Annotated in this window: 17 protein-coding genes and 2 pseudogenes; 5 read left to right on the forward strand and 14 right to left on the reverse strand. The window is 70.8% G+C overall.

Annotation, left to right across the window (positions count from 1 at the left end; all coding sequences use genetic code 11):
- Positions 1 to 5: 5 nt before the first annotated feature.
- From ACIREI_RS12095 to ACIREI_RS12135, 9 genes are all read right to left on the reverse strand, one after another.
- Positions 6 to 1,496: an aldehyde dehydrogenase gene (locus tag ACIREI_RS12095; protein ID WP_403330820.1), complete on the reverse strand. Its 1,491-nt coding sequence runs from the start codon at positions 1,494 to 1,496 to the stop codon at positions 6 to 8.
- 107 nt (positions 1,497 to 1,603) lie between these two features.
- Positions 1,604 to 3,052 (reverse strand): APC family permease, encoded by a 1,449-nt coding sequence (locus ACIREI_RS12100; protein WP_403330823.1) that lies wholly within the window; start codon positions 3,050 to 3,052, stop codon positions 1,604 to 1,606.
- Positions 3,053 to 3,233: 181 nt separating this feature from the next.
- Positions 3,234 to 3,884: a TetR/AcrR family transcriptional regulator gene (locus ACIREI_RS12105; protein ID WP_403330826.1), complete on the reverse strand. Its 651-nt coding sequence runs from the start codon at positions 3,882 to 3,884 to the stop codon at positions 3,234 to 3,236.
- 44 nt (positions 3,885 to 3,928) lie between these two features.
- The gene (locus ACIREI_RS12110) at positions 3,929 to 4,783 is read right to left on the reverse strand and encodes a fumarylacetoacetate hydrolase family protein (protein ID WP_403330828.1); all 855 of its coding nucleotides are present in this window, start codon (positions 4,781 to 4,783) and stop codon (positions 3,929 to 3,931) included.
- Between the two features lie 3 nt (positions 4,784 to 4,786).
- Positions 4,787 to 5,731, reverse strand: a complete 945-nt coding sequence (locus ACIREI_RS12115; RefSeq protein WP_403330831.1) for a 3,4-dihydroxyphenylacetate 2,3-dioxygenase — start codon at positions 5,729 to 5,731, stop codon at positions 4,787 to 4,789.
- A complete protein-coding gene (locus tag ACIREI_RS12120; protein WP_403330834.1) occupies positions 5,724 to 7,187 on the reverse strand; it encodes an aldehyde dehydrogenase in 1,464 nt (487 codons plus the stop codon). Before ACIREI_RS12120 ends, ACIREI_RS12115 begins: the two co-directional genes overlap by 8 nt.
- Before the next feature lie 121 nt (positions 7,188 to 7,308).
- Entirely contained in the window at positions 7,309 to 8,121 is an 813-nt protein-coding gene (locus ACIREI_RS12125; RefSeq protein WP_403330837.1) for an acetoacetate decarboxylase family protein, read from the reverse strand.
- 12 nt (positions 8,122 to 8,133) lie between these two features.
- Complete coding sequence (locus tag ACIREI_RS12130) at positions 8,134 to 9,342, reverse strand: NAD(P)/FAD-dependent oxidoreductase (RefSeq protein ID WP_403330840.1); 1,209 nt, start codon at positions 9,340 to 9,342, stop codon at positions 8,134 to 8,136.
- 5 nt (positions 9,343 to 9,347) lie between these two features.
- Positions 9,348 to 9,536 (reverse strand): ferredoxin, encoded by a 189-nt coding sequence (locus ACIREI_RS12135; RefSeq protein WP_403330843.1) that lies wholly within the window; start codon positions 9,534 to 9,536, stop codon positions 9,348 to 9,350.
- A gap of 366 nt (positions 9,537 to 9,902) precedes the next feature.
- Here ACIREI_RS12135 and ACIREI_RS12140 point away from each other — a divergent pair, with 366 nt between their 5' ends.
- The 3 genes and pseudogenes from ACIREI_RS12140 (at position 9,903) to ACIREI_RS12150 (ending at position 13,343) form a co-directional block, all read left to right on the forward strand.
- Entirely contained in the window at positions 9,903 to 11,222 is a 1,320-nt protein-coding gene (locus ACIREI_RS12140) for a glutamine synthetase family protein (protein ID WP_403330924.1), read from the forward strand.
- Between the two features lie 15 nt (positions 11,223 to 11,237).
- Positions 11,238 to 12,536 carry a cytochrome P450 gene (locus ACIREI_RS12145; protein WP_403330845.1) on the forward strand — a complete coding sequence of 433 codons (1,299 nt, stop codon included), beginning with the start codon at positions 11,238 to 11,240 and terminating at the stop codon, positions 12,534 to 12,536.
- Positions 12,537 to 12,602: 66 nt separating this feature from the next.
- A pseudogene (locus tag ACIREI_RS12150) lies at positions 12,603 to 13,343 on the forward strand (class I SAM-dependent DNA methyltransferase).
- On the opposite strand, the gene ACIREI_RS12155 reads toward ACIREI_RS12150, so the two are convergent.
- From ACIREI_RS12155 to ACIREI_RS12175, 5 genes and pseudogenes are all read right to left on the reverse strand, one after another.
- The gene (locus tag ACIREI_RS12155) at positions 13,291 to 14,187 is read right to left on the reverse strand and encodes a glutathione S-transferase C-terminal domain-containing protein (protein WP_403330848.1); all 897 of its coding nucleotides are present in this window, start codon (positions 14,185 to 14,187) and stop codon (positions 13,291 to 13,293) included. The pseudogene ACIREI_RS12150 and the gene ACIREI_RS12155 sit on opposite strands and share 53 nt — an antisense overlap.
- 97 nt (positions 14,188 to 14,284) lie before the next feature.
- Complete coding sequence (locus tag ACIREI_RS12160; RefSeq protein WP_403330851.1) at positions 14,285 to 14,440, reverse strand: hypothetical protein; 156 nt, start codon at positions 14,438 to 14,440, stop codon at positions 14,285 to 14,287.
- Positions 14,441 to 14,531: 91 nt separating this feature from the next.
- Positions 14,532 to 14,990: an Rrf2 family transcriptional regulator gene (locus ACIREI_RS12165; protein ID WP_128437054.1), complete on the reverse strand. Its 459-nt coding sequence runs from the start codon at positions 14,988 to 14,990 to the stop codon at positions 14,532 to 14,534.
- A 51-nt stretch (positions 14,991 to 15,041) separates the two neighbouring features.
- Positions 15,042 to 16,271: an acyl-CoA dehydrogenase family protein gene (locus ACIREI_RS12170; protein WP_403330854.1), complete on the reverse strand. Its 1,230-nt coding sequence runs from the start codon at positions 16,269 to 16,271 to the stop codon at positions 15,042 to 15,044.
- Positions 16,272 to 16,421: 150 nt separating this feature from the next.
- A pseudogene (locus ACIREI_RS12175) lies at positions 16,422 to 16,793 on the reverse strand (LLM class flavin-dependent oxidoreductase); the annotation flags it as partial.
- A 468-nt stretch (positions 16,794 to 17,261) separates the two neighbouring features.
- Here ACIREI_RS12175 and ACIREI_RS12180 point away from each other — a divergent pair.
- Both ACIREI_RS12180 and ACIREI_RS12185 read left to right on the forward strand, forming a co-directional pair.
- Complete coding sequence (locus ACIREI_RS12180) at positions 17,262 to 18,368, forward strand: ABC transporter substrate-binding protein (RefSeq protein WP_403330857.1); 1,107 nt, start codon at positions 17,262 to 17,264, stop codon at positions 18,366 to 18,368.
- Between the two features lie 14 nt (positions 18,369 to 18,382).
- Positions 18,383 to 19,068 (forward strand): ABC transporter ATP-binding protein (locus ACIREI_RS12185; RefSeq protein WP_403330860.1); only part of this gene is annotated, 686 nt, incomplete at its 3' end.

The following is a 19,068-nucleotide window of genomic DNA, read 5'->3' on the forward strand; positions in this document are numbered from 1 at the left end:
TCGGGTCACAGCTGGATCCAGGTGGTCTTGAGCTCGGTGTACTTCTCCAGGGCGTGGGCGGACTTGTCGCGGCCGTTGCCGGACTGCTTCATGCCGCCGAAGGGGACGGTCAGGTCGCCTTCCTCGTAGCAGTTGACCCAGACCGTGCCGGCCTTCAGGGCGCGGGAGACGCGGTGGGCGGTGGACAGGTCGGAGGTCCACAGGCCGGCGGCGAGGCCGTACTCGGTGGCGTTGGCCAGCCGTACCGCCTCGTCGAGGTCGTCGAAGGCGACGACGGACAGGACGGGGCCGAAGATCTCGTCGCGGGCGAGCCGCATACCGGGGTCGACGTGGTCGAAGACGGTCGGCTGCAGGAAGCTGCCGCCCGTGTCGGTGAGGGTGCGGGAGCCGCCCGTGAGCAGGCGGGCGCCCTCGGTCAGGCCGGTGGCGATGTGGTCCTGCACGCGCCCGAGGTGGTCCTCGCCGACCAACGCGCCCATCTCGGTGGCCGGGTCGAGGGGGTCACCGACCCGCAGCTCCTGGGCCCGCCGGACGATCGCCTCGGTGACCTGGCCGGCGATCGAGGAGTGCACCAGCAGCCGGGAGGGGGCGGTGCACATCTCGCCCTGGTTGAAGAAGATGCCCCAGGCGGCGGTGGCGGCGGCCCGCTCCAGGTCGGGCGCGTCCGGGAGGATGATGTTGGGTGATTTGCCGCCCAGTTCGAGCCAGACTCGCTTGAGGTTGGAGTCGGCCGCGTAGTGCAGGAAGTGGCGGCCGACGGCGGTGGAGCCGGTGAAGGCGAGGACGTCGACGTCGGGGTGGAGCCCGAGGGCCCGCCCTGCGACGGGGCCGTCGCCGTTCACCACGTTCAGCACGCCCGGCGGCAGCCCGGCCTCGGTCGCCAGGCGGCCCAGGAGGAGCGCGGACAGGGGGGAGTTCTCGGACGGCTTGAGTACGACCGTGCAGCCGGCGGCGAGCGCCGGGGCGACCTTCCAGCCCGCCAGTGTCAGGGGGAAGTTCCAGGGCACGACGGCGCCGACAACACCGGCCGGTTCGCGGGTGACGAGGGCCAGGGCGTCGGGGGCGGTGTGCGGGGACTCGTCGGTGAGCTTGTCGGCGAGCTGGCCGTACCAGCGGAAGGTGGTGATGGCGGCGCGCAGTTCGATGTCGTACGCGTCCGTGATCGGTTTGCCCATCTCCAGGCTGACGGTCAGGGCCAGTTCGGCGCGCCGTTCTTCGAGCAGGTCGGCGATCCGCAGCAGCACCCGGCCGCGCTCGGCGGGCGCGAGGCGCGGCCACGGCCCGGCGTCGAAGGCGCGGCGGGCGGCGGCGACGGCCGCGTCCACCTCGGCGGCGCCCCCGTCGGCGACCTGCGCCAGCACCTGGCCGTCGCGGGGTGAGACGACCGCGAAGGTCCCTCCCCCGCCCGGTTCGTCGGCGCCGTCGATGTGATGGGCGCCGGACGGTTCCAGGGACTTGGCGCGACGCAGCCACTCATCGTGGGCGACGTCCAGCATGCGGGACCTCCAGAGAGAACGTTTGGTGTCAGACCAGGGGGGTGGGGGCGGCCCGCCGTCGGGCGCCACCCGGCCGACGGTTGCTCGGCCGGGTGGTGTCGGGGCCGCTACGGGCGGGCCGAGCGGGTCAGCCGACCGGTGACGACGCCCAGGACCAGGACGGCCGGGACCGCCGCCTGGAGCCACCCGGCGGTGGTCCGGTCGCCGCCGATGAGGATGGTGAAGTTCTCGACGATCAGCCAGATCGCCCCGGCGATTCCCAGCGCCCCCAGCACGGGGGCGATCAGCGTGTTCCACGGCCGGGTGTCGAGACGCTCGCGCCGGAAGAAGGCGACGACCGAGACCGAGGTCAGGAAGTACAGGAGCATGATCGCCAGCACGGCGATACCGCTCCCCCAGGAGAACAGGGTCAGCACGGGGTCCTTGCCGGTCAGCGCGAACGGGATCACCAGAAGCACGGCGACGGCCGTCTGCACGAAGCCCGCCGCGCCGGGCGAGTGCTTGCGGTTGACGGCCGACAGCCCGCGCGGCAGGAGGCCCTCGCGGCTGAGCGAGAACAGGTAGCGGTTGGCCGAGTTGTGGAAGGCGAGGATGCCGGCGAAGAGCGAGGTGGCCAGCAGGATCGGCAGGACGTCGTTGACCCAGGTGCCGAACTGGGCGGCGATCGGCGCGAAGACGAACACCGTCGAGTCGCCGCTCTCGAGCGCCTGCCCGGCCGCCGTCGTCGCCTTCGAGGCGCCGTAGGAGGAGATCACCATCCAGGAGGCGAAGGCGAAGAACCCGGTGACGAGGACGACGGCCAGGTAGGTGGCCCGGGGCACGGTTTTGCGTGGTTCGCGGGCCTCCTCGCCGTAGATCGCGGTGGCCTCGAAGCCGATCATCGACGCCACGGCGAACATCAGCGCCACACCCGGAGCACCGTCCAGGGCCGCGCCCGGTGAGAACGTGTCCGCGAGGCCGAGCCCCTCGGGCCCGCCGCCCTTGACGGCGGTGACGACCGCGAAGGCGCCCAGGATGCTGAACTCGGCCAGCACGAACACGGCCAGCACCTTCGCGCCCATCTCGATGCCGAGGGCGCCGAGGACCTGCACGATCGCCATGGTGACCAGGGCACACACCCACCAGGGCACGTCCGCCCCGGCGTGGTGCGCCAGCAGGCCGCTGACGGTGGCCCCGTACAGGCCGTACATGGCGGCCTGGACCGCGCAGTACGCGAAGAGGGCGATCCCCGCGCTGCCGTTGCCGAGGTCTTTGCCGAGCCCCTTGCCGATGTACCGGTAGAAGGCACCGGCGTCCACGACATGCCGGCCCATCGCGACGAAGCCGACCGAGAACAGCAGGATGATCAGGCCGGCCGCGAGATAGGCGGCGGGGGCGGCGGCCCCGTTCCCGATGGCTACGGCGATGGGGGCGGCGCCCGCGACGCCGGTCAGCGGCGCCTGGGCGGAGAGGACGAAGAAGAGGATGCCCAGCACGCCGAGGGAGTTGGGCTTGAGCTTGCCTGCGGTGGAGGGGTCGGGCGCGGTCTGGTTCCGGACCGCCGTCTGACTGTCCACTCGGATCACCTGCCTGGGGAAGAGGACTTCGTTTCAGGCCAAACGAGTTGCCTCATGGTGGGCTGGAACTATCCGTTTGGCAAGGGGTGCGGGCAAGATTTGGTACGGCGACGCCGGGATTTGGTCCGGCAACGACGAAGGACCCCGGGCCACTGGCGCCCGGGGTCCCGAAAGACGCAGGTCAGCCGTCGTTCTCCGGCAGGGCGTGGCCGTCGTTCTCCGGTACTTCGTCGCCGTCGGCCGCCAGCAGCCGCAGCAGGCCCCGCAGCTCCTCGATCGCGGCGTCGGTGGTGCCGGGCTCGCCGAAGACGAGCTGGTGCAGCACGAGCCCGTCCAGGGCGGCGAACACCAGCCGCGTCAGCGGACGGCCGGCGCCGTCGGGCAGCATGCGGGCCAGCTCGCGCTCGGTGGCGTCGAAGTAGTCGTCGTACAGGGCACGGATCTGCGGCAGCAGCTCCGGGCGGCGGCGGGCTTCCAGCAGGAGCTCGTACTGGAAGGCCTGGATGTCCGGGTCGGCGGTGACCATGTCCGAGACGCCGACCGAGAAGTCGGCGACCTTGCCGGTGCCGGGTTCGAGCGCGCTGGTGCTGAGCGAGGTGCGGATCGCGTGGGCGAGGGCCTCCTCGATCAGCGCGTCACGGGAGCCGAAGTGGTGGACGACCAGTCCGTGAGTGGTGCCCGCCTCCTGCGCGACGGCCCGGTAGGTGAGCTTGCGCAGTCCGCCCCGCGCCACGACCCGCACGGCGGCGTTGAGCAGGGCCTCGCGGCCCTCGCCGTAGTTCATGCGCCGGCGCGGCTTGCGGGCCTCGGGGTCCTCGGCGGATGCGGTCATGTTCGTGACCTTACCCGCCGGGTCGGAGGCCTCCGTGTGCGTGGTCAACGCTTGGGCGGCCGGATGCCGCGGAACTCCCAGTCACCGCCGAGCGCGGTGGACAGCACCTCCTCGGACTCGGTGGGCTGGGCGCCGACGTCGGTGCGGATCGCGGTCGGGCCGGTGACGATGTGGTTGGTGAGCCGGCCGAGGCCCTCGACCTCGACCTCGACGACGTCGCCGGGCTTGACGGGCCGGGAGTTGGCGGGCGTGCCGGACAGCAGCACGTCACCCGGGTACAGGGTGATCGTGCGGGCGATGTCGGCGACGAGGTAGTGCATGTCCCACTTCATCTCGTCCGTCGAACCGTCCTGGACGACCTCGCCGTTGACGTACGTCCGCAGCCGCTTGCCGTGGAAGTCCCAGTCCGTCACGAGGCCGGGCCCGAGCGGGCAGAGGGTGTCGGAGCCCTTGACCCGCAGCATCGAACCGGCGTCGGTGTCACGGAAGTCGTGCAGCCCGTAGTCGTTGGCGACGGTGTAGCCGGCGATGTACTCCCCCGCCTCGGCCGGGGAGATGTTCCGCGCGGTCCTCCCGATCACGATGGCGACCTCGCCCTCGTAATTGAGCCACTTGCAGCCCTCGGGGCGGACGATGGCGCCCTTGTGGGAGTTGAGGGACGAGGTCGGCTTGTGGAAGTAGGTCGGAGTGTCGGGCAGCTCGATCCGGAACTCGTCCACCCGGCTGCGGTGGTTGAGGTGAACGGCGATCACCTTGGACGGCACGACCGGCGGCAGGTGCTGCGCGTCCTCGATCTTGACGCGGCGGCCGTCCCCGGCGACGAGTTCGTCGCCGTCGACGCCGACCTGGACGGCGGCGCCGTCGAGAAGGATGCGGCGGTACTCGGAAAATGCAGCCATGTCTCAGACCTCCTGGGGGCGGCTGTGCGGGGTGCGCTGGTACGACGGTGAGGGCCGGCCGGTGCCGGTCCAGCCGTCGGCGGGGCGGTCGAACCACAGATGGACCTGGCCCGTGCCGATGGAGTTCTCGTACTCGCCGTACTGCCGGGCCTTGGCGACGCAGGCCTGCTCGCCGAGGGCGCCGGCCATCATCAGGTAGTGGAAGAACTTCGCCTCGGGCTTGTACTTCCAGAACGCGTCCATGGTGTCGAGGACCTTGTCGTGCCGGCCCTCCTTGAACCACCCGATGCGCTCGTGGTCGGCAGCCCGGGCCTCCGGCGTGAAGATGTGCGCCGGGTCGCTGGCCTCGTGGTCGCGCAGCTCACGCAGCGGCCAGAAGGTGTGCGACAGGGCGCCCGAGGCGATCAGCAGCACCCGTCGCCCCGGAGTTGCGGCGATACCGTCGGCCAGCGCCCGCCCGAGCCGCAGATGGTCCTCCATGTCCCCGGTCTGGCAGACCCCGATGGTCGCCCACCGCTTGTCCTGAAGCCCCTCCCCCAGGAACTTCCAGAGGTTGATGGTCGCGTAGTAGATCGGCAGGTGGTCGTCGTCGATCGCGGTGATCCAGGTGCCGTGCTTGTCCGCGAACTTCTCGACGTTGCGGGCGAGTTCGGGGTCGCCGGGGAAGTCGTACGGCATCCGGCACATCCCGCGCGGCAGTTCCTCGGAGGTGAACAGTCCCGCCCGGCGCTGTTGTGCCGTGACGACGAACTCGACGGTGGTCGCCCAGTGGGAGTCGAGGACGACGACCGTGTCGTAGTCGTCGCGCTCGAAGACGTCCCGGCGCAGTTGCTGGAGCCCCGTGACGAGGGTGATCTCCTTGCCCTCGTTCAGTTCCAGCCGGTCGGCCTCCGGGAGCACGATGGTGGGGACGTGGGCGAGCAGCCCGGCCCCGACGATCTCACCCATGGTTGTCGTTCCATCCCTTCGGAGCGGTCACGGTGTTCTTCAGGTCGCAGTAGAAGTCGAAGCTCCAGGTGCCGCCCTCACGTCCGACGCCGGACTGGCGGGAGCCACCGAAGGGGGCCTGGAGGTCGCGGACGAAGAAGCAGTTGACCCAGACGGTGCCGGCGACGAGCTGCGCGCTGACGCGCTCGGCGCGCTCGCGGTCGCCGGTGGCGAGGGTGGCGGCCAGCCCGAAGCGGGTGTCGTTGGCGAGGCGTACGGCTTCGTCCTCGTCGGCGAAGGTCTGCAGGGTCAGGACCGGCCCGAAGACCTCCTCCTGCACGATCTCCGAGTCCTGCGCGACGTCGGTGAGCAGGGTGGGCGCGTAGTACTGCCCGTCCCCACGGTGTCCGCCGACGACCGCACGCGCCCCGGCCGCGATCGCCCGCTGCACGAAGCCGTCGATCTTCTCCAGCTGGCGGGGGTGGATGTTCGGCCCCATGTCGCTGGCCTCGTCACGCGGGTCGCCCTGGGTCAGCGTCGCGGCCTTCTCCGTGAACCGGCGCGTGAACTCCTCGGCGACCGACTCCTCGACGAGGATGCGCGTCGCGGCCAGGCAGACCTGCCCGGCGTTGTCGTACTGCTCCACGGCGAGGTCGACGGCGAGTTCCAGGTCAGCGTCGGCGAACACCAACAGCGGTGACTTGCCGCCGAGTTCGAGGCTGAGCGGCGTCAGGTTGGCGGCGGCGGACGCGGCGATGCGCTGAGCGGTCGGCACCGATCCGGTGAAGCTGATCCGGCGCACGTCCGGGTGGGAGGTGAGCGTGTCGCCGATCTCGGAGCCGTAGCCCTGGACGACGTTGAGGACACCTGCGGGGAGCCCCGCCTCTGCCGCGATGTCGGCGAGGAGGGAGGCGGTCAGCGGGGACCACTCGGCGGGCTTCAGGACGACCGTGTTGCCGGCCGCGAGGGCCGGGGCGACCTTCCACGAGGCCATCATCAGCGGCGCGTTCCAGGGCGTGATCAGCACGCACGGGCCGGCCGGGTCCCAGCTGACGTGATTGCCGTGACCGCGCGTCTCGAAGTCCGCGTGGTCCAGCTTCAGCAGCCAGTCCGCGAAGAAACGGAAGTTGTGGGCGACGCGGGGCATGACGCCCCGACGGTGCGAGCGCAGGAGGGCGCCGTTGTCGGTGGTCTCGACGATGGCGAGCTCTTCCAGCCGCTTCTCGACGCCGTCGGCGATGGCGTGGAGGAGGCGGGAGCGTTCGGCTCGGGGGGTGGCGGCCCAGCTGGGGAAGGCCTCGCGAGCGGCGGCGACGGCGGCTCGGGCTTCGGCCGGACCGCCACGGGCGATCTCGCCGAGAACGCTCCCGTCGATCGGAGAGCTGTCGGTAAAGGTGTCGCCGGAGGCGACACGTCGACCACCGATCCAGTGCCGGGTGTCAATGGAGACACCGGCGACGATGATTTTGTCAGACATGAGAAGGGCTCCAATTGAACGAAGGGGACTGGAGATACTCAGGGGCGCGGGGCTGCATCGATGTGCGGCTCCGCCGCGTGGGCGCGACAAGCCACGACGAACCCGCAGCCGGCCACGAACCTCACTCGGCAGACGCTTCCGACGTACCGACCTCCAGCAGCCGCCCCCCGTCCCAAACCACCCCGACCTGCCGGTAATACGCAGCGATCGGCTCACGGATCTCCAGCCGGGCCAGTTCCTCCGTCGGCGCCTCGAAAAGCTCCAACTCGGCGTCTCCGACCCATGGTTCACCCCCTTCGAACGAGGCCGCCCCGGACTCGATCAGCTCATCGAGAGCCAGCCCCTTCCCCTTCTCGATGGACGGCAGCCACCGGTGATGGGCCATCGGATGCCCATTGACGAACCCGTTCGTCGCGGACGGCTCCCGCAGAGTCACGACCGCCTGCGCCAACCGCCGATCCGCCGCAGCGAGCGTCGCCCCGAACCGCGCCCCCGCCTCGATCCGCGGAGCGGGCCCGTACGGATGGGGCCGCGTCTGATGAATGGACCCGAGCTTCTTCGGATACCCCTGGTGCAGTCCACGGGCGATGGCGAAGTCCTTGTCGACCCAGATGTAGACGCAGCGCGTGTAGGTCTGCCCCCGGTACTTGCACCGGACGACCGCGAAGGCCTCCTTGTACTGGGCGAGTACGGGGTCGAGCAGCTCCGCCCCCGACTCGGAGCACGATTGCCAGTCCGCCCAGATCAGCGCGACGGCACCTGGATCCTCGTCGGCCAACTCCAGCGGCTCGGGCAGCAGTTCACGTACTCGCGCCGGATCGGTCCGGTACTCGACGGTGAGCAGGTCACCCGAGTAGCGCCACGGCGGCGACGGAATCAGCGACGACGTACCGGTCGCCGTCTTGGGATGGAAGTAACCACGGACTGGGGACATGACGGGGGTTCCTTACGCGGTGAGGGCGGGCTGCTTCAGCAGCTGGGCGCGGTAGCGGGCGGCACCCATGGCGGCGCTGTGGCCACCGAGCGCCACGACGCCGACCAGCAGGTCGTCGGTGTGGTAGCCCACCAGGACGTCGCCGTCGGGGTCGCCGTCCAGGACCCGTACGTCGTCGAGGCCGAGGAGCGGCGCCCCGAAGGACTGCAGCCGGAAGTCGTGCTGGTCGCTCCAGAAGGTGGGCAGCGGCGCGAACGGAGCCAAGTCGGCCCGGGCTCCGGTGAGATGAGCGGCGAGCGTCCGCGCCGCGTGCTTGGCGGTGTCGGTCGGGATGGACCAGTGCTCGACGCGGCGTGGCACGCCGTCGTAGCGGGCGTTGGGGAAGCGGGCGACGTCACCGACGGCGACGACGTCCGGCCGTCCGCCCACTGTCAGGTGCGCGCAGGTCAGGACGCCGTCGGAGAGGTCGAGGCCGTTGCCCTGGAGCCACTCGACGTTGGCGACCGAGCCGACCGACTCCACGACCACGTCGGCGGGCAGCACCGTGCCGTCGCCGAGGACGACACCGGTGACCTGCTCGTCGCCCTCGAACCCGGCGACTGACGTACCGAGCGCGAAGCGCACCCCGCGTTCCTGGTGCCGCTTCAGCAGGGCGCGGCCGAGCAGTTCGCCGAGCGGCCCGACCATGGGCAGCGGCAGCGGATCGACGACGGTCACCTCGTGGACACCGAGTCCTACGGCGGTGGCGGCGACCTCACAGCCGATGAACCCGGCGCCGACCACGACCACGCGCACGCCCGGCCGGGTCAGTTCGTCCCGCAGGCCCTGGGCGTCGGCCGGCGTACGGACGGTGTGCCGGCCCTTGAGCGGGCCGGGGCAGCCGAGCCGCCGGGGGCGCATGCCGGTGGCGACGACCAGTCCGTCGTACGACAACGCCTCGCCGTCGTCGAGTTCGACGGTCCGCTCGGCCAGCCGGGCCGCTACGACCTTGGTGCCCAGCCGCCACTCCACATCGGCGGCGGCCGCCTTCGGGGTGAAGGCCAGCGACTCGAAGGGCGCTTTTCCAGCGAGGACCTCCTTGGACAGCGGAGGCCGGTTGTACGGCATGTGCGGCTCGTCGCCGATGACTGTGATCGCGCCGGTCCAGCCGGCCGCGCGCAGCTGTTCCGCTGCTCGCAGGCCGCCCATCGAGGCGCCGGCGACGACTACCCGTCCGGTCATGGGGCTCAGCCCTCGACCCGGATGGCCTGCAGCGGGCACACGTCGGCGGCTTCCTCGACCTCGTCGCGGAGCGCCTCGTCGGGGCCGGAGACGTACACCAGGTGTCCGTCGTCGTCCATCGAGAAGACGTCGGGAGCCGCGAACACGCACTGGCCGTGGTCCTGGCACTTGTTCATGTCGACTACGACCTTCATGGCCGGTCCTCCTGGGAGTGAGGGCGTCGGAGCGGGGGGCGAAGGGGATGGGGGCGGGGCCCGGCCGGCCTGTCGGCCGGGCCCCTGGGCCAAAGGGGTGCGAGATCCGCACCCCCTACTCGTTTGGCTTCAAACAACATAGGAAGCAGCCGGAGCCTGGTCAATACCTGTCCAGGTGGATAAATTTTTGAGGCCACCCTCTTGCGGGACGGCGAATCCTGTCCATACCGTTCGGGTTCAAACGACGACCCCGGGGTCGCTCCTCCCCACCCCGCCCCTGTGCTCAGGTCGTCCTCACGCCACCTTCCCCATCCGCCCGAGGAGACATCGGTGAGCGCTCACGACATTCCAGACACCCGCCGGCACATGGAGCGGCTCTCCGCCGAGGGCGTGGACGTGGTCCGGGTCGTCTATCCCGACCTCATCGGCACCGACCGGGCCCGTGACGTCCTGGTGGACCATCTGCCGTCGGCCTGCGAGCACGGTCTCGCCTTCTGCCGGGCCGTCTACCACACCACCCCGCAGGGTGACGTGGTCCCCGTCGCGGGCGGCCTCGACGCCGGCCTGCCCGACATCACCGTGCGCCCCGACCTGTCCACCCTGGCCACGCTCCCCTGGGAGCCCGGTGTCGCCACCTGTCTCGGCGAGGTCACCGACCCGGCGACCGGGGCCCCCGCCCCCGAGTCACCGCGCGACCTGCTGCGCGGCGTGCTGGACCGCTGTGCCGAGCGGGGACTGCGCCCCGTCGTCGGCCCGGAGCTGGAGTACTTCCTTCTGGAGCCCGCCCCGGGCACCCCCACCGGCTGGCGCCGCGCCCCGGAGACCGCCGGCGCCGTCTACACGGCCGGTCTGCGCGCCGACCCCGACAACCATCTGCTGCGCACCCTGCGGCATCTGCGGGACCTCGGGATCGGCGTGATCACCGGCAATCACGAGTTCGACGGCGGCCAGTACGAGATCAATCTGACCCACTCCGACGCACTGGACGCGGCCGACCGCTCGTTCCGCTTCAAGGCCGCGGTGAAGGAGCTGGCCCGCAAGGAGGGCCGGCTGGCCACCTTCATGGCCAAGCCGTTCGGGGACGCGGGCGGGTCGGGCTTCCATCTGCACCTGTCCTGCGACGACGCGGAGGGCCGCAACGCCTTCGACGACCCCGCGGGCGCCTACGGCCTCTCGGCCACCGCCCGGCACGCCGTCGCCGGCGTCGTCGCCCACGCTCCCGCGCTCGCCGCGCTGGCCAACCCGACCGTCAACTCGTACAAACGCTTCGGCCCCGACACCCTCGCGCCCTGGCTGATCGACTGGGGGCTGGACAACCGCAGCGCCATGGTCCGCATCCCGCCGGAGCGCGGCTCGGGCGCCCGGCTGGAACTCCGCCTCGGGGACGCCGGCGCCAACCCCTATCTCCTCGTCGCCGGCACGATCGCCGCCGCGCTGCTCGGCATTCAGGCCGGTGAGGAGCCGCCGGCCCCGCTGGAGGGGTACGGCTACGACACGTCCAGGTCGGCCGTACTGCCCACGGACCTGTCCGCCGCGCTGGACGCGCTGGAGGCGGACACCGCTCTGACCGAGGTGCTCGGCAAGGGCTTCGTCTCCTCCTTCCTGACCTACAAGCGCAACGAGGTCGAACGCTTCCAACGGCACGTCACCGACTGGGAGTTCACCGAGTACGCCTACCACCTGTGACGCCTGGAGCCATTGATGACCGAGACGCACATCCAGTCCCAGACCCGTGCCGCCGTGAACGAGCCGATGCCGCTCGCGGACGTCGACCTCGCCGACCTGGACAACTTCACCGACGGGGTCACCCCGTGGCGGATGTTCCACACCCTGCGCCATGAGGACCCGGTGCACTGGCAGCCCGAGGAGGCCCCCAACTCCGGTTTCTGGGCGGTGACCCGGCACGCCGACATCGCCCGCGTCGACCGCGACCCCGAGACCTTCACCTCCACGAGGTTCGTGAACCTGGAAGAGGTCGACGAGGACCAGATCAAGAAACGAGCCTCCATCCTGGAGATGGACGGCGTCCGCCACCGCGCGCTGCGCAGCGTGATCCAGCGGCAGTTCGGCGCGAGCGTCATCAACAGCTACGCCGACTTCCTGCGCGGCCTGACCGCGACGACCCTGGACGCGGCCCTCGCCAAGGGCACCTTCGACTTCGTCGCCGACGTCTCCGCGGACTTCCCCATCAACGTCCTGGCACGCCTCCTCGACGTCCCGCCGGAGGACAACCAGCAGCTCATCGACTGGGGCAACCGCATCATCGGCAACACCGACCCCGACTACGCGGACGTGCTGCTGCACAGTGAGGAGAGCGAGAAGTACCGCGATCTGCCGTTCCGCTCCCCCGCCTCCCTCGAGGTCTTCGAGTACGGGCGGGAGCTGGCCAGGCAGCGGCGTGGCGGCGACGGCACGGACCTGATCTCCAAGCTCGTCAACACGACCCCCCGCGACGGCGTCCCGCTCTCCCCGCAGGACTTCGACAACTACTTCCTGCTCCTGGTGGTGGCCGGCAACGAGACCACCCGGCACACCATCTCCCACTCCATGCTGGCCCTTCTCCAGCACCCCGAGCAGCTGGCCCGCCTCCAGGAGGACCCCTCCCTGATCCGAACGGCGGTCGAGGAGTTCCTGCGCTGGGCCTCCCCCGTCTACCACTTCCGCCGCACGGCCACGCGTGATGTCGAGCTCGGCGGCAAGCGGGTCAAGGAGGGCGACAAGGTCGTCATGTGGTTCGCGTCCGGCAACCGTGACGAGGAGGTCTTCGGCAACCCGTACGACTTCGACGTCACCCGCACCGACAACGACCACGTGACCTTCGGCAAGGGCAGCCCGCACCTGTGCCTGGGCAACCTGCTGGCCCGCACGGAGATCCGCATCATGTTCGAGGAGCTGATCCCGCGCATCGCGGACATCCGCCTGGCCGGCGACGTGCCGCGCGTGCGGTCCAACTTCGTCAACGGCATCAAGAAGCTGCCGGTCGAGGTGACGCTCACCTGACCGAGAGGGCGTGCCCTGCCGGAAATTCGCGTGCCCGGGGGCGGCGGCCGGCAGTACGGTCCCCACGTGATCGATGACGACGGCTACTTCGGAGAGAACATCGCGGCCGGCTACGACGAGTAGGCTGCGGACATGTTCCGCCCCGACGTGGTGGGCCCGGCGGTCGACCTGCTGGCCGAACTCGCCGGCGACGGCCCGGCACTCGAACTCGGCGTCGGCACCGGCCGGATCGCGCTGCCGCTGGCCGGCCGCGGTGTGCCGGTGCACGGCGTCGACATGTCCCGCGCCATGGTGGAGCGGCTGCGCGCCAAACCCGGCGGCGACGCGATCGAAGTGACGATCGGGGACTTCGCGACGGTGAAGGTGGAGAAGACCTTCTCGGTCGCCTACCTGGTCTTCAACACGCTCATGAACCTGACGACCCAGGACGCCCAGGTCGACTGCTTCCGCAACGTCGCCGCACACCTGGCCCCCGGCGGCTGCTTCGTCGTCGAGGTCATGGTCCCCGAACTGCGCAAGCTCCCCGCCGGGCAGAACGCCGTGCCGTTCCACATCAGCGACACCCGCTGGGCGTTCGACAAGTACGACGTCGCCACCCAGGCGATGAGCTCCAACTACGTCACCCTCACCGACGGCCGCGCCGAGCACTGGTCCGTCCCGTTCCGGTACGTCTGGCCGGCCGAACTGGACCTCATGGCCAGGCTCGCCGGGCTGCGCCTGCGCGACCGCTGGGAGGACTGGACGCGCGAGCCGTTCACGAGCGAGAGCGGCAAGCACGTGTCGGTGTGGGAGAAGCCGGCCGACTGACCTCGCCCGCGCAGGCAGCCCAGTCCACGATCCGCACGGCCGCGCCCGCCGCCTCCTCGCCCCGGCAGTGGGCGTGGTGCCGGCGGGCGATGCCGTCCAGGTCGAGGTGGGCGCCGAAGGCGGGGTGCGCCGTGAGCCGTCGGGCGTAGGACCACAGACGGGGATGGCCGGTGATGCGGGTGACCGCGGCGGCATCCAGGTGATGGCGGTGCACGGTGTCCAGTTGCACCAGCGTCACCCACAACTCGACGTCCGCGAGGGTCGGTTCGTCGCCGAGCAGGTACCGCTGGGAGGCCGGACGCCGCTCCAGCGCGTCCAGTGTGTGCAGCAGCGTGGCGAGCGCGGTGTCGCGTGCCGCCGGGTCGCCGTCCGGCTGTCCGGCGTGCTGCGCGGCCGCGGTGATGCCCTGTTCGCAGAGCCGGCCGATGTTCTCGACGGCCTCCTCGGCGCCGTACGGGTAGAGATCGGGACCGCGGTCGCCGAACCGCCGGGCCAGGTCCCGCAGGATGTCGGGGGCGTGTGTGCTCACGATGGTTCCGGTCCAGGTGTCGCTGAGCACGGGCGCCGCGGCCGGTCCGGGGTGCTGGTGCGAACTGGCCTCGTACAGCGGACGCAGCTCCTGGTGTCCCCCGTCGGGGGCGTCGGGCACGGCGGGCAGCGACGTCACCGGGAGGACGTCGTCGAGGCCGAGCAGGCTGTGCGTGACGGCGATCCGCAAAGAGCGCGGACACGACAGCGACAGGTGGAGCCGGTAGCGGCGGGGCGCGGCGTAGTAACCGCTGCGCGCGTCGCAGCCGATCCTGCTCCGGAAGGACGGCACGGCGGTCGGGGATGGGGCGGACATGCGTCTCCCTGGGGTGCTCGGTCACGGGCATACGGCGGCGAGGGCGCGCGGCGGCTTCGGCGCGGCCGGGATGCGGCAGGTGAGCGTGGGGGGCGGTTCAGGCGCGGGCGGGCGTGACGCCCTCACCGTGCGGGGAACTCGCCGCACTGCACACACGCACGAGGTCGATGTGGCGGCGGGACGTCAGCAGGGGCAGCGACCGGACGGCGACACGGACCCTGTCACTGCCGAGGTCCGGCGCGGAACGGCCCATAGTTCCCTACCAATTCACTAGGATTCCCGTACTGGAGTGTCGGGCCGCATCCCAGCCGCGTCAAGAGGGCCGCCGAGCGGTGAGACGCCGGTCAGGGGTTCGTCCAGGCCTCGGGGTCGTCCGCGAGGCTCAGGACGTCGTCGGGCAGCTTGGCCGCGGCCACATCGGCGAGGGTGACCTCGCCGAGGATCTTGCGGACATTGGCGCGTACGGCGATCCACAGCGGCAGCAGGGACTCGGCGGGGCCGATGTAGGAGAGGTCGGGCGGGCGTACGCCGCGCACCGAGACCAGGGGGCCGTCCGCCACGCGGATCACGTCCGCGATGGGGATCGAGTCGGCGGGGCGGGCGAGCCGGTAGCCGCCCTTGCCGCCGCGCTGGCTGACCACGAGGCCGCCCCGGCGCAGGTCACCGAGGATGCCCTCCAGGAACTTGTGCGGGATGCCCTGCGCCTCGGCGATCGCTTCGGCCTTGAGCGAGGTGTCGTCACCGGCCGCGGCCAGTTCCAACGCCGCCCGCACCGCATAGTCCGCTCTCGCCGAGATCCGCATGCTGAGATTATCCATCACCGCCGTGCCCGCCTTCGCCCGCCGGTCCTTCGGTCAGGCGGGGAGACTGAACGGAGGATGTGCGCCGTTGAGGAAGTAGTCCCCGACCTCGCGCAGTCGGTGGGCGACCGGTTCACGCAGGGTGTGCGTGCGGGTGTCGCGCCAGAAGCGGTCCAGGCCGTGCCGCGCGAAGGCGGCCGGCACACCGACGGCGTCCATGGCACGGGTGGTGATCTCCTGCGCGGCCCGGGAGGCGGCGGCCTCGGCCGCGCTCGCGAGGACGGCGATCTCGGCGCACTCCTCGTCGTCGAGTTCCTCACCCCGCGCGAGGCCGCGGGTCAGGGCGGCCACCGCCTGGTCGGCGAGGGCGGACGCGGCACGTGCGGCCACGGCGAGTTCGCCGTACGCGGTGAGCACGTACGGGTCCTGCGGCGGGCTGCCCGGCCAGGGCTGCGGGGAGAACGGCTGCCAGGCGGACCGCGCCGCCCTTCCGTGCTCGCGGACCTCACCGAGCAGCCCCTCGGCGAGGCCGAGACAGAACTGGGCGGAGACCAGCCGGGCGGTCGGCGCGGCGAGGCCGGCGAAGGGGGACAGGACGCCCTCGTCCGGGGAGAGGGAGCCGAGCACGTCGTCGGCCCCGACCGGCACGGAGTCGAACCCCACACCGCCGGCGGCCGCCAGCCGCTGGCCGAAGGTGTCCCCGCCGGCGCCGCTCACGAGGCCGGGGTGGGCGGGGTCCACGAGGACGGCGAGGGGCTCGCCGGTGCCGGGCACGGCGGCACGGACCACGAGCCGGTCGGCGACGCCGACTCCGCAGCCGTACCTCTGATGGCCGTCCAGCACATAGCCGTTGGCCGTCGGGGTCAGCATCAGGGGCGGTTCCTGCGAGGCGATGCCGCCGCCCCAGTACCACTGCCCCGCCGTGAACGCCCGCTCCACGCGGGCGGCATGGTCGGGTCCGGCGAAGAACCGGGCGCAGTAGGACAGGAAGTAGTGGCTGCCCAGCAGGTGGCCCACGGACCCGTCGGCCGCGGAGAGGGTCCGTACGACCGTGTAGGCGGTGCGCCAGTCCGCGCCGCCTCCGCCGTGCGCGGCCGGCACCAACAGCGTCAGCAGCCCCGATTCGCGCAGCCGGGCGACCTCGTCGAGCGGTGGTTTGCCGGCCTGTTCGCGCTCGACCGCGTCCGTGGCCAGGTCCTCCGCCAACTCACGGGCCGTGTGCGGCCAGTCGGCCGGCTCGGCTCCCGCTGCGGTCGCCGCGTCGGCCGGGGGTGCGGTGGTCATGGCGGACTTCCTTCACGACAGAAGAGAACGCGATCCCGGGCTGCCCGGCCGACCCGGTCGACGTCATCCTCACTCGCCCGGCCGAGGAGGGTCAACATTTCCCTAGTAATTCGATAGGAAATCCAGGGAATACCCTTTCACTCTGGCTGATCACCGCTCCGCGAAAGGGATCTGAGCCACGGACCGGGCGGCCGTCGTGCCGCGGAACGGGTGATTCCACAGCCCCTGTGCAGCCAGCCGCGGCAGGACGCCCTCGCCGAACCAGTACGCCTCCTCCAGGTGCGGGTAGCCGGAGAGCACGAACTCGTCGATGCCCAGCCGGTAGTACTCGGCGATCCGCTCAGCGACCTCGTCGTGACCGCCGACCAGCGCGGTACCGGCTCCGCTGCGGACGAGGCCGATGCCGGCCCAGAGGTTCGGGTGGATCTCCAGGCCGTCCGGTCCGCCACCGCGCAGGGCGAGCATCCGCTGCCGCCGGACCTCCGCCCACGCCTGCTCACCGGCGTCCCGGGTGATGACGTGGCGTCAGCTGAGGTCATCGCCGACCCCACCCACACCCACCGCTCCGGTCTGCTCGCCGTGGCCCGCGCACTGCCGCACGCCCCTCGACTCCAAGGCGCCCATCTCAAAAAGAGAGATGCCCGAGTCCACTATGTGAAAACCCTCTTGGGATGGGCGCCGCCTTCTGTCACGATCCCCATCAACCAGGTAGGAAAAGTAGGAATCAGTGGGGGTGGTGGCATGCGCATCATGCGTGAGCACGCGGATCTTTCGCTCCCCCTCCTGACCTCGCGTCGCCACATCGACTTCGGCCGCACGTCCAGCGCCATCTGTCAGTCCGCCTGAGACCGACCGTCGGCGCATGGCGTGTCCGTGCGCTCCAGAAGGCTTCGGCCTCGGCGCCGAACCACCTGACCGGTCGTCATCGCCTGACCTGCCGCACCCCTTGCCGTAGTCCCCCTGATCGACCACGCCTGAGAGGACACCTCCGTGTCTGCCGCTAGACCGCTCACCGCCCTGCGCACCCTCGCCGTCACGGCCGCGCTTCCCCTGTTGCTGACCGCCTGCGGCTACGGCACCGAGTCCACCGACAGCGCCAAGCAGCCCGAGGTCGCGGCGAACGCCAAGAAGCTCTCCGTCGACGAGGTGAACATCGGCTACTTCCCGAACCTGACGCACGCCACCGCTCTGGTGGGCATCCAGGAGGGCCTGCTCCAGAAGGAGCTCGGCGGCACCACGATCAAGCCCTCGACGTTCAACGCCGGTCCCTCTGAGATCGAGGCGCTGAACTCCGGCGACCTCGACATCGGCTGGATCGGCCCCTCCCCCGCCGTCAACGGCTACACCAAGGCGGCCGGCAAGAACCTGCGCATCATCAGCGGTTCCGCCTCCGGCGGCGTGAAGCTCGTCGTCAACCCGGAGAAGATCAAGTCCCTGAAGGACGTCAAGGGCAAGAAGATCGCCACACCGCAGCTCGGCAACACCCAGGACGTCGCGCTGCTCAACTGGATCTCCGAGCAGGGCTGGAAGGTCGACGCGGAGAGCGGGAAGGGTGACGTCTCCGTCGTCCGCACCGACAACAAGATCACGCCGGACGCCTACAAGTCCGGCTCGATCGACGGTGCCTGGGTGCCCGAGCCGACCGCGTCCAAGCTGGTCGCCGAGGGCGGCAAAGTGCTCCTCGACGAGGCCGACCTGTGGCCGGACAAGAAGTTCGTGATCACGAACATCATCGTGCGGCAGGCCTTCCTGAAGGAGCACCCGGACGTCGTCGAGGCCGTGCTGCGCGGTTCGGTGAAGACCAACGAGTGGATCAACGCCAACCCGGAGAAGGCCAAGGCCGCCGCGAACAAGGCCCTGGAGGAGCTCTCCGGCAAGGCCCTGCCCGCCGACGTCATCGACCCGGCCTGGAAGTCGATCACCTTCCTCGACGACCCGCTGGCCGCCACCCTCGACACCGAGGCGCAGCACGCGGTCAAGGCCGGTCTGCTGGAGAAGCCCGATCTGAAGGGCATCTACGACCTCGCGCCGCTCAACAAGGTCCTCAAGGCCGACGGCAAGGACGAGGTCGACGACGCCGGTCTCGGCGTCAAGTAAGGCCCCCGCATCCGATGAGTTCCCAGGAGGTGACGACCATGGCCACTGCGACAGCCACGACCACCGAGGTCGCCGAGGACGCCACGGCGGTGCCGTATGCCGCCCGTATCGAGCACGTCTCGAAGTCCTTCCCGGTGCCGGGCACACGCGGCGGGCAGCAACTCGTGCTGGACGACATCACGCTCGATGTCGCGCCCGGCGAGTTCGTCACCCTCCTGGGGGCCTCCGGCTGCGGCAAGTCCACGCTGCTCAACCTGGTCGCGGGGCTGGACCGGCCGTCCGCCGGCTCGATCGGCACCGAGGGCCGGCCGGCCCTGATGTTCCAGGAGCACGCCCTGTTCCCGTGGCTGACCGCGGGCAAGAACATCGAACTCGCGCTGAAGCTGCGCGGGGTCGCGAAGGCGGAACGTCGGCCGGAGGCGGAACGGCTGCTCGAACTGGTCCGGCTGAAGGGCGCGTACGGCAAGCGGGTGCACGAACTGTCCGGCGGTATGCGCCAGCGCGTCGCCATGGCGCGGGCGCTCGCACAGGACAGCAAGCTGCTGCTGATGGACGAGCCCTTCGCCGCGCTCGACGCCATCACCCGGGACGTGCTGCACGACGAACTGACCCGCATCTGGCGCGAGACGCAGCTGTCGGTCCTGTTCGTCACCCACAACGTGCGCGAGGCGGTCCGCCTCGCCCAGCGCGTCGTCCTGCT

Source organism: Streptomyces sp. NPDC093591 (genome assembly GCF_044764885.1).
Taxonomy (GTDB): domain Bacteria; phylum Actinomycetota; class Actinomycetes; order Streptomycetales; family Streptomycetaceae; genus Streptomyces.

What these genes read in the sequence shown, in the direction of transcription:
- ACIREI_RS12105 (WP_403330826.1), bottom strand. Translation starts at nt 3,884, where the DNA reads ATGACCGCATCCGCCGAGGACCCCGAGGCCCGCAAGCCGCGCCGGCGC.
- ACIREI_RS12130 (WP_403330840.1), bottom strand. Translation starts at nt 9,342, where the DNA reads ATGACCGGACGGGTAGTCGTCGCCGGCGCCTCGATGGGCGGCCTGCGA.
- ACIREI_RS12135 (WP_403330843.1), bottom strand. Translation starts at nt 9,536, where the DNA reads ATGAAGGTCGTAGTCGACATGAACAAGTGCCAGGACCACGGCCAGTGC.
- ACIREI_RS12110 (WP_403330828.1), bottom strand. Translation starts at nt 4,783, where the DNA reads ATGGCTGCATTTTCCGAGTACCGCCGCATCCTTCTCGACGGCGCCGCC.
- ACIREI_RS12125 (WP_403330837.1), bottom strand. Translation starts at nt 8,121, where the DNA reads ATGTCCCCAGTCCGTGGTTACTTCCATCCCAAGACGGCGACCGGTACG.
- ACIREI_RS12145 (WP_403330845.1), top strand. Translation starts at nt 11,238, where the DNA reads ATGACCGAGACGCACATCCAGTCCCAGACCCGTGCCGCCGTGAACGAG.
- ACIREI_RS12160 (WP_403330851.1), bottom strand. Translation starts at nt 14,440, where the DNA reads ATGGGCCGTTCCGCGCCGGACCTCGGCAGTGACAGGGTCCGTGTCGCC.
- ACIREI_RS12165 (WP_128437054.1), bottom strand. Translation starts at nt 14,990, where the DNA reads ATGCGGATCTCGGCGAGAGCGGACTATGCGGTGCGGGCGGCGTTGGAA.
- ACIREI_RS12140 (WP_403330924.1), top strand. Translation starts at nt 9,903, where the DNA reads ATGGAGCGGCTCTCCGCCGAGGGCGTGGACGTGGTCCGGGTCGTCTAT.
- ACIREI_RS12120 (WP_403330834.1), bottom strand. Translation starts at nt 7,187, where the DNA reads ATGTCTGACAAAATCATCGTCGCCGGTGTCTCCATTGACACCCGGCAC.
- ACIREI_RS12155 (WP_403330848.1), bottom strand. Translation starts at nt 14,187, where the DNA reads ATGTCCGCCCCATCCCCGACCGCCGTGCCGTCCTTCCGGAGCAGGATC.
- ACIREI_RS12115 (WP_403330831.1), bottom strand. Translation starts at nt 5,731, where the DNA reads ATGGGTGAGATCGTCGGGGCCGGGCTGCTCGCCCACGTCCCCACCATC.
- ACIREI_RS12170 (WP_403330854.1), bottom strand. Translation starts at nt 16,271, where the DNA reads ATGACCACCGCACCCCCGGCCGACGCGGCGACCGCAGCGGGAGCCGAG.
- ACIREI_RS12095 (WP_403330820.1), bottom strand. Translation starts at nt 1,496, where the DNA reads ATGCTGGACGTCGCCCACGATGAGTGGCTGCGTCGCGCCAAGTCCCTG.